The organism is Pseudomonas sp. NCIMB 10586 (assembly GCF_023127895.1).
Classification (GTDB): domain Bacteria; phylum Pseudomonadota; class Gammaproteobacteria; order Pseudomonadales; family Pseudomonadaceae; genus Aquipseudomonas; species Aquipseudomonas synxantha_A.
In genome coordinates, this window is the sequence record NZ_SPKQ01000037.1 from 264,128 (window position 1) to 279,194 (window position 15,067).

Consider the following 15,067-nt stretch of genomic DNA (forward strand, 5'->3'; position numbering starts at 1 on the left):
AGGAGAACGAATGTGACTGCGCTAAACCTGATTCCAGGCCAACTGAGCCTCGCCCAACTGCGTGCCATCTACCAGCAGCCGGTAACCCTCAGCCTGGATGACAGCGCCTCGGCCCAGATCGAAGCCAGCGTTGCCTGCGTGGAGCAGATCCTCGCCGAGAACCGCACCGCCTATGGCATCAACACCGGTTTTGGCCTGCTGGCCTCGACCCGTATCGCCAGCGAAGACCTGGAAAACCTCCAGCGTTCACTGGTGCTGTCCCATGCTGCCGGCGTCGGTGAGCCGATCAGCGATGCGCTGGTGCGGCTGGTCATGGTGCTCAAGGTCAACAGCCTGAGCCGTGGTTTCTCCGGGATCCGTCGCCAGGTGATCGACGCGCTGATTGCGCTGATCAACGCCCAGGTGTACCCGCACATTCCGCTCAAGGGTTCGGTCGGTGCATCCGGTGACCTGGCGCCATTGGCGCATATGTCCCTGGTGCTGCTCGGCGAAGGCAAGGCGCGCTACAAAGGCGAATGGCTGGACGCGACCGCAGCGCTGAAAGTGGCTGGCCTCACACCGCTGACCCTGGCCGCCAAAGAGGGCCTGGCCCTGCTCAACGGTACCCAGGTGTCCACCGCTTATGCATTGCGCGGCCTGTTCGAAGGTGAAGACCTGTTCGCCGGCGCCCTTGCCTGCGGCGGCCTCACCGTAGAAGCCGTACTGGGTTCGCGCTCGCCGTTCGATGCGCGTATTCATGCGGCGCGTGGCCAGCGTGGGCAGGTCGATGCGGCTGCGGCCTATCGTGACCTGCTGGGCGAAAGCAGCCAGGTCTCGCAGTCGCACCAGAACTGCGACAAAGTGCAAGACCCTTACTCCCTGCGTTGCCAGCCACAGGTCATGGGCGCCTGCCTGACCCAGTTCCGCCAGGCTGCCGAAGTGCTGGTGGTGGAAGCCAACGCGGTGTCGGATAACCCACTGGTATTTGCCGCCGAAGGCGATGTGATTTCCGGTGGCAACTTCCACGCCGAACCGGTGGCCATGGCCGCCGATAACATGGCCCTGGCGATTGCCGAAATCGGCTCCCTGAGCGAGCGACGCATCTCGTTGATGATGGACAAGCACATGTCGCAACTGCCACCGTTTTTGGTGGGCAATGGCGGGGTGAACTCCGGCTTCATGATTGCCCAGGTGACGGCTGCTGCGCTCGCCAGCGAGAACAAGGCGCTGGCCCATCCCCATAGCGTCGACAGCCTGCCGACCTCGGCGAACCAGGAAGACCACGTGTCCATGGCCCCGGCTGCGGGCAAGCGTCTGTGGGAAATGGCCGAGAACACCCGTGGCATCCTCGCGGTGGAATGGCTGGCAGCGTGCCAGGGCCTGGATTTGCGCGACGGCCTGAAGACCTCGCCGAAACTTGAAAAAGCCCGCGGCATCCTGCGCGATAAGGTGGCGTTCTATGACAAGGATCGCTTCTTCGCCCCAGACATCAACGCCGCCAGCGAACTGCTCGCCACCCGCTGCCTGAATGAGCTGGTACCGGCCAAGTTGCTGCCGAGCCTTTAAGCACCCCGGTACCCAATGTGGGAGCTGGCTTGCCTGCGATAGCGGTGTGTCTGCGCCAGATGGGCTGGCTGGAAGTCCGCCATCGCAGGCAAGCCAGCTCCCACATTGATTTTCGCCAGATTCAGATTTTCTCGGGATAAGAATAATAGGGAAGAGAAATGCACCAGCCAGAAAAAGGTTTGAAACGCGGGCTCAACGCCCGACATATTCGCTTCATGGCACTCGGTTCCGCGATCGGCACCGGGCTGTTCTATGGTTCTGCCTCCGCTATCCAGATGGCCGGCCCCGCCGTACTGCTGGCTTACCTCATCGGCGGCGCCGCCGTGTTCATGGTGATGCGCGCCCTCGGTGAAATGGCCGTGCACAACCCGGTGTCCGGCTCGTTCGGCCACTACGCCAGCACCTACCTGGGGCCCATGGCGGGGTTTATCCTCGGCTGGACCTACGCCTTTGAAATGATCATCGTCTGCCTGGCCGACGTCACCGCGTTCGGTATCTACATGGGCTTCTGGTTTCCCGAGGTGGCCCGTTGGGTCTGGGTGCTGGGCATCGTGTTTTTGATCGGCGGCCTGAACCTGTGCAACGTCAAGGTCTTTGGCGAAATGGAGTTCTGGCTGTCGTTGCTCAAGGTCGGTGCCATCGTGGCGATGATCCTCGGCGGTTTCGGCATCATGCTGTTCGGCATTCACTCGGCGGGTGAAACCCAGGCTAGCGGCCTGAGCAACCTGTGGGCGCACGGCGGCTTCATGCCCAACGGCATTGGTGGCTTGATCGCCTCGTTTGCGGTGGTGATGTTTGCGTTCGGCGGTATCGAAATCATCGGCATCACTGCCGGTGAAGCCAAGGACCCGCAGCGAGTGATCCCCAAGGCGATCAACGCGGTACCGCTGCGTATCCTGTTGTTCTACGTGCTGACCCTGTTCGTGCTGATGGCGATCTACCCGTGGCCGCAAATTGGCAGCCAGGGCAGCCCGTTCGTGCAGATCTTCAGTAACCTGGGGATAGGCTCGGCGGCGACCATTCTCAATATCGTGGTGATCTCGGCGGCGGTCTCGGCCATCAACAGTGACATCTTCGGCGCCGGTCGCATGATGTACGGCCTGGCCCAGCAAGGGCAGGCGCCCAAGGGCTTTGCGCAGCTGTCCAAACAAGGCGTGCCGTGGATGACCGTGGTGGTGATGGGCGCCGCGTTGCTCGGCGGCGTGGTGCTCAACTACCTGATCCCGGAAAACGTCTTCCTGCTGATCGCTTCGATCGCCACCTTTGCCACCGTGTGGGTCTGGCTGATGATCCTGTTTACCCAGGTCGCCATGCGTCGCTCGATGACCAGGGAGCAGGTCGCCGAACTGAAATTCCCGGTGCCGTTCTGGCCCTATGCGCCGGCAGCGGCCATTGTGTTCATGCTGTTTGTGTTTGGTGTGCTCGGTTACTTCCCGGACACCCAGGCGGCCTTGATGGTCGGCGCTGTGTGGATCGTGCTGCTGATCGTCGCGTACCTGCTGTGGGTCAAGCCCGCTGCCGGGCAAGCGGCCAAGGTCCATTACGAACAGGCTTTGTCTCATCGATAACTTAGGGAGGCGTTGATGAAAACCCTTTGGCAACACTGCCACGTCGCAACCATGGCCCAAGGCAAATACTCGATTATCGAGGATGCCGCCATGGTGACAGCGGGCTCGCTGATCGAGTGGATCGGCCCGCGCAGCCAGGCACCTACGGCCGATTACGCCCAGGTGCATGACCTGCAAGGCGCGTGGGTCACCCCCGGGCTGATCGACTGCCACACCCATACCGTGTTTGGTGGCAATCGCAGCGGCGAATTCGAGCAGCGCCTCGAAGGCGTCAGCTACGCCGAGATCGCGGCCAAGGGCGGCGGGATTGCCAGTACCGTGCGTGCCACGCGTGCAGCCACGGAAGATCAATTGTTCCTGAGCGCTGAAAAACGTCTGCGCAGCCTTTTGCGTGACGGCGTGACTACCGTGGAGATCAAGTCCGGCTACGGCCTGGATCTGCCCAACGAGCGCAAGATGCTGCGCGTGGCCCGGCGCCTGGGTGAAGCGCTGCCGGTCAGCGTGCGCGCCACGTGCCTGGCCGCTCACGCGCTGCCGCCGGAGTACAAGGACCGCGCCGATGACTACATTGAGCACATCTGCAATGAGATGCTGCCGGCGCTGGCCGCAGAGGGCCTGGTGGATGCGGTGGATGCCTTCTGTGAATACCTGGCGTTTTCCCCCGAACAGGTCGAGCGCGTGTTCAAGGTTGCCCACCAGCTTGGCTTGCCGGTAAAGCTGCACGCCGAGCAACTCTCATCGCTGCACGGTTCCAGCCTGGCGGCGCGCTATCACGCGTTGTCGGCCGACCATCTTGAGTTCATGACTGAAGAAGATGCCATCGCCATGGCCGCTGCCGGCACGGTCGCCGTGTTGCTGCCGGGCGCTTTTTACTTCCTGCGCGAAACCCAGTTGCCGCCCATGGAGGCCCTGCGCAAGCACGGCGTGAAGATCGCCATCGCCAGCGACCTCAACCCCGGCACTTCCCCTGCGTTGTCGGTGCGTCTGATGCTGAACATGGCCTGCACCCTGTTCCGCATGACTCCCGAAGAAGCCTTGGCCGGTGCCACGCAACACGCCGCCACCGCGTTGGGCATGGGCGACACCCATGGCTCCCTGGAAGCGGGCAAGGTCGCTGACTTTGTCGCCTGGCAGATTGATCGCCCCGCTGACCTGGCCTACTGGCTGGGCGGCGAGCTGGATAAACGCGTTGTGCGCCACGGCGCCGACGTCACTGTGTAAGGAGTGGTGTTGTGGATAAGGTTCTGACATTCAAACAAGGCCGCGTACCGCTGCTGATCAGCATGCCCCACGCCGGCGTGCGCCTGACGCCTGCGGTCGAGGCCGGGTTGATTCCCCAAGCGCAAAGCCTGCCGGACACCGACTGGCATATTCCGCTGCTGTATGACTTTGCCGAAGAACTGGGCGCCAGCACCCTGGCGGCGGAGTACTCGCGGTTTGTCATCGACTTGAACCGGCCTTCCGACAACAAGCCGCTCTATGCCGGCGCTACCACTGGCCTGTACCCGGAGACGCTGTTCGATGGTGTGCCCTTGTTCCGCGAGGGGCTGGAGCCGAACGAGACCGAGCGCGCCAGTTACTTGCAGAAGATTTGGGGCCCGTATCACCGCACGCTGCAGGAGGAACTGGCACGGCTCAAGGCCGAATTCGGCTACGCGTTGCTGTTCGATGCGCACTCGATCCGCTCGGTGATCCCGCACCTGTTCGACGGCAAGCTGCCGGACTTCAACCTCGGCACCTTCAACGGCGCTGCCTGTGATCCCGAGTTGGCCAGCCAACTGGAGGCCATCTGCGCCGGGCATCCGCGGTACAGCCATGTGTTGAACGGGCGCTTCAAGGGCGGGCATATCACCCGTCACTACGGCAACCCCGCGCAGGATATTCATGCGGTGCAGTTGGAGTTGGGGCAATGCACGTATATGGAAGAGGTTGAGCCGTTTCGGTATCGGGCGGATTTGGCTGAGCCGACGCGGGAGGTATTGAAGCAGTTGTTGCAAGGTTGTTTGGCCTGGGGGAAAAAGCAGTACGGCTGAAATCGCCACCGCAAGCCAGTCGCGCCTGCTGATCGTTGCCGGCCTGTGGATGACCGCTGTGATCGGTGGCTCGGCCAGGAATCGACAGCAGCGCTGAGGAGGCGGGCGGTGTTGCTAAGAGTTGCACGCGCGTTTGACCGTCACTGGACAATATCGCTTTGTTTCAGGTCGCCGTGCACCTTCACCTCCAGTGGCTGACCTTGGCCATCGAAGACCCGCAGTGTGCTGATGTTCTTGTGTGGGTCGTAGGATATGGAGGCGTCGCCTTTTTGCATCTGCGCCGATTTGCCATCGACAAATCGCAATGGGGCGTCTCCGATTTTACTGCGTATGCCCGACACATCGACCTTGTCCTTGCCGCTTTCAAAATCCATGATTTCGTCGGTTCCATCCACGCTGTTCGATTCAGTCCAACTACCATAAACATAGGTGTCGGCACCTTTTCCGCCCCACAGTTTATCCGCGCCTCTGCCACCATCAATAATGTCGTCGCCATCACCACCCTTGAGTATGTTGTCGGCGTCGTTACCGATTATCAGGTCATTGCCTTTGCCACCAATCGCGTTTTCGATGATGACGCCCCGGGCAATAGAGAGGTTTCGATCGCGGCCATTGGCATTGGTGAAGGTGCCAGGCGTCAGGTTGATCTTTTGGTTTTTCTGATAGCCGGATAAATCCAGTGTGTCGTTGCCGCCGCTATCCCAAAGGGTACCTCTGAGCTCATCCTTGTCGGACTTGAGCTTGAGGAAGTTTCGGTTGGCGTTGGAGTTGAAGCCGTAGACGGTGTCCTCTTTGCGAGTATTGTGGTTCACACCGTACCGGGTCTGTATGGCGGTGATGTCATCCTGTAGGGGGGACTTCGCAACCGAGCCATGCTGGTATTTGCTCATAATGGTGTGGGAACGGGAATCTTCCACATAACCGAGTTTTTGCTGTTCATATTTTGTTCCGTAGTTGCCTCCTGGATGCTTCAAGCCAAGCGTGTGGCCGACTTCATGGATCAGAGTCGTCATGCCGCTCGGGCCTGCACTTTCTTTTTCTGTGGTCCAGACATGCGCCGTTAGCCTGTCTTTCGTCGGCGGCAAGGCGTGGGGGTTGAAAGGGGTGTACTGACCTTTGTCATTCAGTCTGGTTTTGAAGTTGCCGAAGTTGATATGACCTTCGCTTTGTTCATTTCTCGGCCCTTCTACAAATTTCACGTTTGTCACATCTTCCCAGAGCTTGAGTGCCTCGCGGGTTTTGGCTTTGTTTGCTTCGGACACATCAGTCACGCCTTGGTAACTGTCATGTTGCCCTTCAGGTTTATCGGAGCCGGGGGTAAATGAATAGGTGATGGTGATGACGCCATCGCCGTTCTTATCCTTCCAGATCGGATTCGGGCTTATCAGTCGCGCAGTGGCTTCCTCTGCGGTCTTGGACTTCAGGCCGTTGATTTCGATGTGCCCGCCACGATCATCACGACGCCTGAACTGTTCAACTTGTTGATATGTGGCACTTCCTTGCGGGGGAAGTCTGCTGATCGACATGGGATTCTCTATTCAAAGTTGGCGAGCTCTGAGCTTGGCGATGTCGAATCCAGTCGCAATTAAGAGTTTTCCGCAGTAGTGAGATGTCTTGCTCGCTGATTTGTAGGAAAGGGCAGTGACGCAATTGCAGCAACTCGACGATAACGTGCTGCATTACCTGAGCAGCGAAGGGCTGACACAGGTCTAAGCGCTCAATGACATGCTCATTGCACAATTCGGGTTTATGATGCGAGACGGCAAAATAATAGACGTCCCCCCAGGGATGAACCCGACACCCTACGGAGCGCGCAATGCAGACTTGGTACCCGCAGATCAAACCCTACGCCCGGCATGATCTGGCAGTCGATGACACCCACACGCTGTATGTCGATGAAAGTGGCTCTCCCGAGGGCTTGCCCGTCGTGTTCATCCACGGGGGGCCAGGTGCCGGTTGCGACGCCCAGAGCCGCTGCTATTTCGATCCGAACCTCTACCACATCGTCACCTTCGACCAGCGTGGCTGCGGGCGCTCCACCCCCCGCGCCAACCTTGAGAACAACACCACCTGGGATCTGGTCGCCGACCTTGAGCGCATCCGCGAGCACCTGGGCATCGACAAATGGGTGCTGTTCGGCGGCTCCTGGGGTTCAACCCTGGCCCTGGCCTACGCACAAACCCATCCAGAGCGTGTGCTTGGCCTGATTGTGCGCGGCATCTTCCTGGCCCGCCCGCAGGATATTCACTGGTTCTACCAAGAGGGCGCGAGCCGTCTTTTCCCGGACTACTGGCAGGACTACCTGGCGCCAATCCCGGTGGAAGAACGCCACGACATGATTGCCGCCTACCACAAGCGCCTCACCGGCAACGACCAGATCGCCCAGATGCATGCGGCCAAAGCCTGGTCGGGTTGGGAAGGGCGCATGCTCGGCCTGTGCCCGAGCCCGCAGCATGTGGAGCGTTTTTCCGAACCGCAACGCGCGCTGTCCATTGCGCGTATCGAGTGCCATTACTTCACCAACAACTCCTTCCTGGAGCCCAACCAGCTGATTCGCGATATGCACAAGATCGCCCATCTGCCGGGGATCATCATCCATGGTCGCTACGACATGATCTGCCCGCTGGATAACGCCTGGGAGCTGCATCAGGCCTGGCCCAACAGTGAATTGCAGGTGATTCGCGAGGCTGGCCATGCCGCGTCTGAGCCGGGCATCACCGACGCGCTGGTGCGCGCCACCGGCGAGATGGCACGGCGCCTGCTTGATCTGCCGCCTGAAGAAGCATGAAGGGCCTGTTGCAGCGGGTGCGTGGCGCCCGCGTCGAAGTAGCCGGTGAGGTCGTGGGGGCGATTGACCAAGGTTTGCTGGTGCTGGTCGCCGTCGAACCTACAGATACGCCCGAGAGCGCCGACAAACTGCTGCACAAGCTGCTTAACTACCGGGTGTTCAGTGACGCCGAGGGCAAGATGAACCTCTCGCTCAAGGATATCGGCGGCGGGTTGCTGCTGGTGTCGCAGTTCACCCTGGCGGCGGACACGAAGAGCGGGCTGCGGCCAAGCTTCTCCACCGCTGCCCCTCCGGCCTTGGGAGCGGCGCTTTTTGAGCACTTGTTGTTACAAGCGCAACAATTGCATGGCAAGGTGGCGTCAGGGCGTTTTGGCGCTGATATGCAGGTGCATTTGGTCAATGATGGCCCTGTGACCTTTCTCTTACAGACATGAATGTATGAAAAACGACTTTAATGCCTAAAAACGCAGGTTTTCGCTACAAATACTTCGCTGTCCCTGATGCGTTGTCTCGCGGGCTACTAGATAATCGCGCGCTACGGGGATCAGCGTTGTTTGGTCCATTTTTGACTTAGGTAGAGCCTTGTCCGATAGCCTTTGGGGAATCATTTTGCCTTGGGGGAGTCGGAACATTGCTCGCCAACCTGGCATATAGATAGCTGGCCGTTGGTTTTTTGATCTGTTTTCGGCGAGGGTTGCTCGTGATTGTTAGTCCCTGTAATGCACCAAAATTGTCTGCCAAACGGTTACGAAACGCACTGGTAACGGGCTCTGCCCTGTTTTGCCTGTTCGGCGCGGGTCAACTGTGGGCATTCAGTCTGGATGATGTGTCGGCCAAGGCAAAAGAGCTGGCCGGGCAGAAATACGAAGCTCCGCGCAGCAATCTGCCGAACGAATTCCGCGAAATGAAATTCGCTGACTACCAGAAGATTCGTTTCCGCAACGAAAAAGCCGAGTGGGCCGATCAGAACACCCCGTTCAAGCTGTCCTTCTATCACCAGGGTATGCATTTCGATACGCCGGTGAAAATCAATGAAGTCACCGCCGACAGCGTGCATGAAATCAAGTACGACCCGACTCGCTTCGATTTCGGTGACGTGAAATTTGATCCCAAAGCCACCGAACAGCTGGGCTATGCCGGTTTCCGTGTGCTTTTCCCGATCAACAAGGCCGACAAGCAAGACGAAATCATGACCATGCTCGGCGCGAGCTATTTCCGCGTCGTCGGCAAGGACCAGGTGTATGGCCTGTCTGCCCGTGGCATGGCTATCGATACCGCGCTGCCGTCCGGTGAAGAGTTCCCACGGTTCACCGAGTTCTGGATCGAGCGACCAAAGCCGGGCGACAAGCACCTGGTGATCTTCGCCCTGCTGGACTCGCCGCGCGCTACCGGTGCCTATCGCCTGATCCTGCGCCCCGGCACTGACACCGTGGTCGATGTGAAATCCCAGATGTTCCTGCGCGACAAGGTCAGCAAGCTGGGGGTTGCCCCGTTGACCTCGATGTTCCTGTTCGGCGCCAACCAGCCTTCCAAGGTGCTTAACTACCGTCGCGAGCTCCACGATTCCAGCGGCCTGTCGATCCACGCCGGCAATGGCGAGTGGATCTGGCGCCCGTTGAACAACCCTAAACACCTGTCGGTCAGCAACTTCAGCGTCGAGAACCCGCGTGGCTTCGGCCTGCTGCAACGTGGCCGCAACTTCAGCCACTACGAAGACCTGGACGACAACTACGACAAGCGCCCAAGCGCCTGGATCGAACCTGAAGGCGATTGGGGCAAAGGCTCCGTTGACCTGGTAGAGATCCCGACTGCCGATGAAACCAACGACAACATCGTGGCGTTCTGGAGCCCGGCCGAACTGCCGGAAGTCGGCAAGCCGCTGGACATCGCCTACCGTCTGCACTGGACCCTGGACGATGCTGCATTCCATTCGCCGGACAGCGCCTGGGTCAAGCAGACCCTGCGTTCTACCGGTGACGTGAAGCAATCCAACCTGATCCGTCAGCCCGATGGCAGCGTGGCCTACCTGGTGGACTTCGAGGGCCCAGCCCTGAAGAAACTGCTGCCGGACGCCCCGGTGCGCAGCCAGGTGAGCGTGGGCGACAACGCCGAACTGGTTGAAAACAGTGTGCGCTACAACGAACACACCAAAGGCTGGCGCCTGACCCTGCGTATGAAGATCAAGGACGCAGGCAAACCGACCGAAATGCGTGCGGCACTGGTGCAGGATGTGGTGCAACCAGCGCCTGAGCCGGTTTCCAATCACGTGTTGAAGGCTGACAAAGTCCTGGCCAAGCAGCACGAGAAACAGGCCAAGAAAGACGCAAAAGACAAGCAAGACCCGCAGCCAGAAGCTGCCCCAGCCACACCGGAGCCGGCCAAGACCGAACAAGTCCTGACCGAAACCTGGAGCTATCAGTTGCCTGCCGATGAGTAATTCAAATGTCCGGCCAGAGACTCTGAGCGAGTATCTGGCGCACCTCCCGTTGACCGCTGAGCAGCGCGCCGAGCTGGCGGGCTGCAACTCGTTCAGCGAATTGCACGAACGCTTGTCGTCGTCGACTTTCGACGCGCCGACTGAGGCCGCCCAGGCTTCGGTCGGCCGTCGCTTGACCCTCAACAGCGCCGAAGAGCTGCAAGACGCCGAGATGCTGGCGCTCGACGCCAGCGGTCGCGTGTGCCTTAAAGCCACGCCGCCGATCCGCCGGACCAAAGTGGTGCCCGAGCCCTGGCGCACCAACATCCTGGTGCGCGGCTGGCGCCGGATGACGGGTCGCACCAACCCGCCCAAGCCACCCAAGGATGAGCGCGTACTGCCCGCTGCCCGCTGGCGTACCGTGGGTTCGATCCGTCGCTATATCCTGCTGGTGTTGATGCTGGGCCAGACCATTGTCGCCGGCTGGTACATGAAAGGCATCATGCCGTACCAGGGCTGGTCGCTGGTCGACTTCGATGAAATCCGCAACCAGACCCTGCTGCAAACCGCCACTCAGGTAATGCCTTACGCGCTGCAAACCAGCATCCTGATCATGTTCGGGATTCTGTTCTGCTGGGTCTCGGCCGGTTTCTGGACCGCACTCATGGGCTTCCTGGAGCTGCTGACCGGTCACGATAAATACCGCATCTCCGGTAAAAGTGCCGGTAACGAGCCAATTCCGAAGGATGCGCGCACCGCACTGGTAATGCCGATCTGCAACGAAGACGTGCCGCGGGTATTCGCAGGTTTGCGTGCCACGTTCGAATCGGTAGCCGCCACCGGTGACCTGGATCGCTTCGATTTCTTTGTGCTCAGCGACAGTAACGACGCCGACATCTGCATCGCCGAACAGCAAGCCTGGCTCGACGTGTGCCGCGAAGCTGGCGGCTTTGGCAAGATCTTCTATCGCCGCCGCCGCCGTCGTGTAAAGCGCAAGAGCGGCAACCTCGACGACTTCTGCCGTCGCTGGGGTGGCGACTACAAATACATGGTCGTTCTCGACGCGGACTCAGTGATGAGCGGCGAATGCCTGACCAGCCTGGTACGCCTGATGGAAGCCACGCCGGATGCGGGGATTATCCAGACCGCGCCGCGGGCGTCGGGCATGGACACCCTGTATGCGCGTATGCAGCAGTTCGCTACCCGCGTATACGGCCCATTGTTTACCGCCGGCCTGCACTTCTGGCAGTTGGGTGAATCCCACTATTGGGGTCACAACGCCATTATCCGCATGAAACCGTTTATCGAACACTGCGCCCTGGCGCCGTTGCCAGGTAAGGGCGCATTCGCCGGTGCAATCCTTTCCCACGACTTCGTTGAAGCCGCGCTGATGCGCCGTGCCGGCTGGGGCGTGTGGATTGCCTACGACTTGCCGGGCAGTTACGAAGAACTGCCGCCGAACCTGCTGGACGAACTCAAGCGTGACCGTCGCTGGTGCCACGGTAACCTGATGAACTTCCGCCTGTTCCTGGTTAAAGGCATGCACCCGGTGCACCGTGCGGTGTTCCTGACCGGCGTGATGTCCTACCTGTCGGCGCCGTTGTGGTTCTTCTTCCTGGTGTTGTCCACGGCGTTGCTGGCGGTGAACACCCTGATGGAGCCGCAGTACTTCATGGCGCCGCGCCAGTTGTACCCACTATGGCCACAATGGCACCCGGACAAGGCGGTGGCGCTGTTCTCCACCACCATCGTGCTGTTGTTCCTGCCCAAGCTGCTCAGCATCATCCTGATCTGGGCCAAGGGTGCCAAGGAGTTCGGCGGCAAGTTCAAGGTGACCTTGTCGATGCTGCTGGAGATGCTGTTCTCCATGCTGCTGGCGCCGGTGCGGATGATTTTCCACACCCGTTTCGTCCTCGCCGCTTTCCTCGGTTGGGCTGCCACCTGGAACTCGCCGCAGCGTGACGACGACTCCACGCCTTGGAGTGAAGCGGTCAAGCGTCACGGCCCGCAAACTATCCTCGGCTTCCTGTGGGCGCTGTTGGTGGTGTGGTTGAACCCAAGTTTCCTGTGGTGGCTGGTGCCGATTGTCGGCTCGCTGATGCTGTCGATTCCGGTGTCGGTGATTTCCAGCCGGGTCAAGCTGGGCCTCAAGTCCCGTGACGAGAGCCTGTTCCTGATCCCCGAGGAGTACAATCCGCCGCAAGCGCTGCTGTCGACCGAGAAGTACACCCACGAAAACCGTTGGCACGCCCTCAATGACGGTTTCGTGCGTTCGGTGGTCGACCCGCAGCAGAACGCCCTGGCCTGTGCCTTGGCGACCTCGCGTCACCGTGAGGCCGAGCCGATCGAGTACCTGCGCATGGAGCGCGTTCGCCATGCGTTGAAAGTCGGGCCTGCCGGCCTCAACAACAGCGAACGCCTGGCCCTGCTCAGCGACCCGGTAGCCCTGGCTCGCCTGCATGAGCAGGTCTGGAACGAAGGTCATGCCGAGTGGCTCGGTGCCTGGCGTGCTTCGATCAAGGCAGATCCGCACGCGCCATTGCTGCCTCTGCAACCGCAGTCGCCGCAGGCCCAACCGGCCTGATTCAGACGCCCCCGAGGGCTCGCCTCGGGGGCGCTGCAGACGCTGGTCCTACAGCGTTTACAGTCGCTTCCTTTTATCCCTAACTCCTTGTTATTTCGAAACAAAAGACCTTTGATCGAGGCGTATTGTCGTGCCTGTCGCTGGGTTAGCATCGCCCCCCAAAATTTGACTCGCCACGGGGGCATTCATGATCAAAAGGTATTGTTCGGTATTGCTGGTTAGCGTTTTCCTATGGGCTTACGCGGGTCTGCTGAGTGCGGGCGCCCTGGACGATGCTGTTCGTCGCGGCGTGTTGAAGGTGGGGACCACGCCCAATTACGTGCCCTTCGAGATGCTCGATAAGCAGGGGCGCATCGTCGGTTTTGAAATTGACTTGCTCCGCGCCATGAGCCGTGCACTGGGCGTGGAACTTGAGCTGATTGCGGTGCCCTATACGGATTTGGTACCGGGGTTGATGGCGAAGAAATTCGACCTGATTGGCAGTGGCATGACCGTCACCCAAGAGCGCAACCTGAAGCTCAACTTCAGCGACTCTTTCATTGTGGTGGGTCAGACCGTGCTGCTGCACCCCCGCCTGGCCGGCATCGTTTCCAGCATCGAAGAGCTGGACGACGCCAGCTACCGGGTGGTGACTATCCAGGGCACGACCGGAGAGGCAGCAGCCCAGCGTTTTCTGGGGGCTGCTCAACTGAGCACGGTGACGACCCCGGAAGACGGTGTGCGGCAGGTCGTGGAAGGCAAGTTCGATGCGTTTATCCATGATGCGCCCTACAACCTGATCGCGATGAGCCGGCCGCAGAACAGCGCCTTGTTGACACTGGAACAACCCTTCACCTTTGAGCCCCTGGCGTTTGGTTTGAAAAAGGGTGATTACGACAGCCTCAACTGGATCAATCACTTTCTCAACCAGATCGCTCAGGATGGCTCCTACGATCACCTGCATGACAAGTGGTTCAGGGACACGGCCTGGATGGCAGAGATTGAGTGATCGTCATAACTACTTACATATCAATCAATTGTCGAGGGGCTGCGTAGACGCGTCTACCCCTGCGCTTGACTGCGCCGCCGTAGGACTTTTACGACATACGCCGATAACATTTACCGCTGAAACCTTTGTGACGGACAACGAGTGGGTTAGGATCGCATCCCGAAATGGCGCAGCCCTTTTGTGCGCCGACCTTATAAGAATCGTTCAGGGGTCTTGAAGATGAAAAAGTATCTTTCGATGCTGATGCTCGGCGTCACCGCGATGGTCGCTGCCACTGCGGCCCAGGCCGGTGCCATCGACGATGCGGTCAAGCGCGGCACGTTGAAAGTCGGCATGGACCCGACCTACATGCCGTTCGAAATGACTGACAAGCGCGGTGAAATCATCGGCTTCGAAGTCGACATCCTCAAGGCCATGGCCAAGTCCATGGGGGTCAAGCTGGAGCTGGTGTCCACCGGTTATGACGGCATCATCCCGGCCTTCCTGACCGGCAAGTTCGACATGATCGGCAGCGGCATGACCCTGACCCAGGAGCGCAACCTGCGCCTGAACTTCAGCGAACCCTTCATCGTGGTCGGCCAGACCCTGCTGATCCGCAAGGACCTGGAAGGCACCATCAAGTCCTACAAAGACCTGAACGATGAGAAATACCGTCTGACCTCCAAGCTCGGCACCACCGGTGAGATGGTCGCCAAAAAGCTGATTTCCAAGGCCAAGTACCACGGCTACGACAACGAGCAGGAAGGCGTGCTGGATGTGGTCAACGGCAAGGCTGACGCCTTCGTCTATGACGCACCGTATAACGTAGTAGCCGAGAAGAAAGTCGGCAACGGCAAGCTGGTGTTCCTGGAAGAACCCTTCACCTTTGAACCCCTGGCGTTCGGTTTGAAGAAAGGCGATTACGACAGCATCAACTTCATCAATAACTTCCTGCACCAGATCCGTAACGACGGCACCTACGATCGTATCCATGACAAGTGGTTCAAGAGCTCCGAGTGGCTCAAGGACATGGAATAAGGCCTGACACCGAGTTGCCTGCATCGCAGGCAAGCCAGCTCCCACATTTGACTGTATTTACACATCAAATGTGGGAGGGGGCTTGCCCTCGATGGCGGCCTATCAGGCAACACATATCCGGAAAGTGA

11 protein-coding genes are annotated in these 15,067 nt (G+C 59.7%); 10 read left to right on the plus strand and 1 reads right to left on the minus strand.

Annotated features, from left to right (window positions below; all coding sequences use genetic code 11):
* The first annotated feature begins 12 nt into the window (after positions 1-12).
* The 4 genes from hutH (at position 13) to hutG (ending at position 5,146) form a co-directional block, all read left to right on the plus strand.
* Positions 13-1,545, plus strand: a complete 1,533-nt coding sequence (gene hutH / locus E4P01_RS14445) for a histidine ammonia-lyase (RefSeq protein WP_032878337.1) — start codon at positions 13-15, stop codon at positions 1,543-1,545.
* 158 nt (positions 1,546-1,703) lie between these two features.
* On the plus strand, positions 1,704-3,113 hold the full coding sequence (locus E4P01_RS14450; RefSeq protein ID WP_032878336.1) for an amino acid permease: 1,410 nt from the start codon (positions 1,704-1,706) through the stop codon (positions 3,111-3,113).
* 15 nt (positions 3,114-3,128) lie between these two features.
* Positions 3,129-4,334 carry an imidazolonepropionase gene (gene hutI, locus E4P01_RS14455; RefSeq protein ID WP_032878334.1) on the plus strand — a complete coding sequence of 402 codons (1,206 nt, stop codon included), beginning with the start codon at positions 3,129-3,131 and terminating at the stop codon, positions 4,332-4,334.
* An 11-nt stretch (positions 4,335-4,345) separates the two neighbouring features.
* Positions 4,346-5,146, plus strand: a complete 801-nt coding sequence (gene hutG, locus E4P01_RS14460) for an N-formylglutamate deformylase (RefSeq protein WP_103733949.1) — start codon at positions 4,346-4,348, stop codon at positions 5,144-5,146.
* A gap of 140 nt (positions 5,147-5,286) precedes the next feature.
* Here the strand turns inward: hutG and E4P01_RS14465 are convergent, their stop codons facing one another.
* On the minus strand, positions 5,287-6,672 hold the full coding sequence (locus E4P01_RS14465) for a M10 family metallopeptidase C-terminal domain-containing protein (RefSeq protein WP_158254342.1): 1,386 nt from the start codon (positions 6,670-6,672) through the stop codon (positions 5,287-5,289).
* 290 nt (positions 6,673-6,962) lie between these two features.
* Between E4P01_RS14465 and pip the strand changes: the two genes are divergently transcribed.
* The 6 genes from pip (at position 6,963) to E4P01_RS14495 (ending at position 14,939) form a co-directional block, all read left to right on the plus strand.
* Positions 6,963-7,934 carry a prolyl aminopeptidase gene (gene pip, locus E4P01_RS14470; RefSeq protein ID WP_005783969.1) on the plus strand — a complete coding sequence of 324 codons (972 nt, stop codon included), beginning with the start codon at positions 6,963-6,965 and terminating at the stop codon, positions 7,932-7,934.
* The gene (gene dtd, locus E4P01_RS14475; protein WP_005783971.1) at positions 7,931-8,368 is read left to right on the plus strand and encodes a D-aminoacyl-tRNA deacylase; all 438 of its coding nucleotides are present in this window, start codon (positions 7,931-7,933) and stop codon (positions 8,366-8,368) included. The genes pip and dtd overlap by 4 nt, the downstream gene beginning before the upstream one ends.
* Before the next feature lie 266 nt (positions 8,369-8,634).
* The gene (locus E4P01_RS14480; protein WP_032881138.1) at positions 8,635-10,371 is read left to right on the plus strand and encodes a glucan biosynthesis protein G; all 1,737 of its coding nucleotides are present in this window, start codon (positions 8,635-8,637) and stop codon (positions 10,369-10,371) included.
* Complete coding sequence (gene mdoH, locus E4P01_RS14485; RefSeq protein ID WP_005783974.1) at positions 10,364-12,934, plus strand: glucans biosynthesis glucosyltransferase MdoH; 2,571 nt, start codon at positions 10,364-10,366, stop codon at positions 12,932-12,934. The genes E4P01_RS14480 and mdoH overlap by 8 nt, the downstream gene beginning before the upstream one ends.
* A 187-nt stretch (positions 12,935-13,121) precedes the next feature.
* The gene (locus E4P01_RS14490; protein ID WP_032878330.1) at positions 13,122-13,922 is read left to right on the plus strand and encodes a transporter substrate-binding domain-containing protein; all 801 of its coding nucleotides are present in this window, start codon (positions 13,122-13,124) and stop codon (positions 13,920-13,922) included.
* Positions 13,923-14,141: 219 nt separating this feature from the next.
* Positions 14,142-14,939 carry a transporter substrate-binding domain-containing protein gene (locus E4P01_RS14495; protein WP_005783978.1) on the plus strand — a complete coding sequence of 266 codons (798 nt, stop codon included), beginning with the start codon at positions 14,142-14,144 and terminating at the stop codon, positions 14,937-14,939.
* Positions 14,940-15,067: the final 128 nt, after the last annotated feature.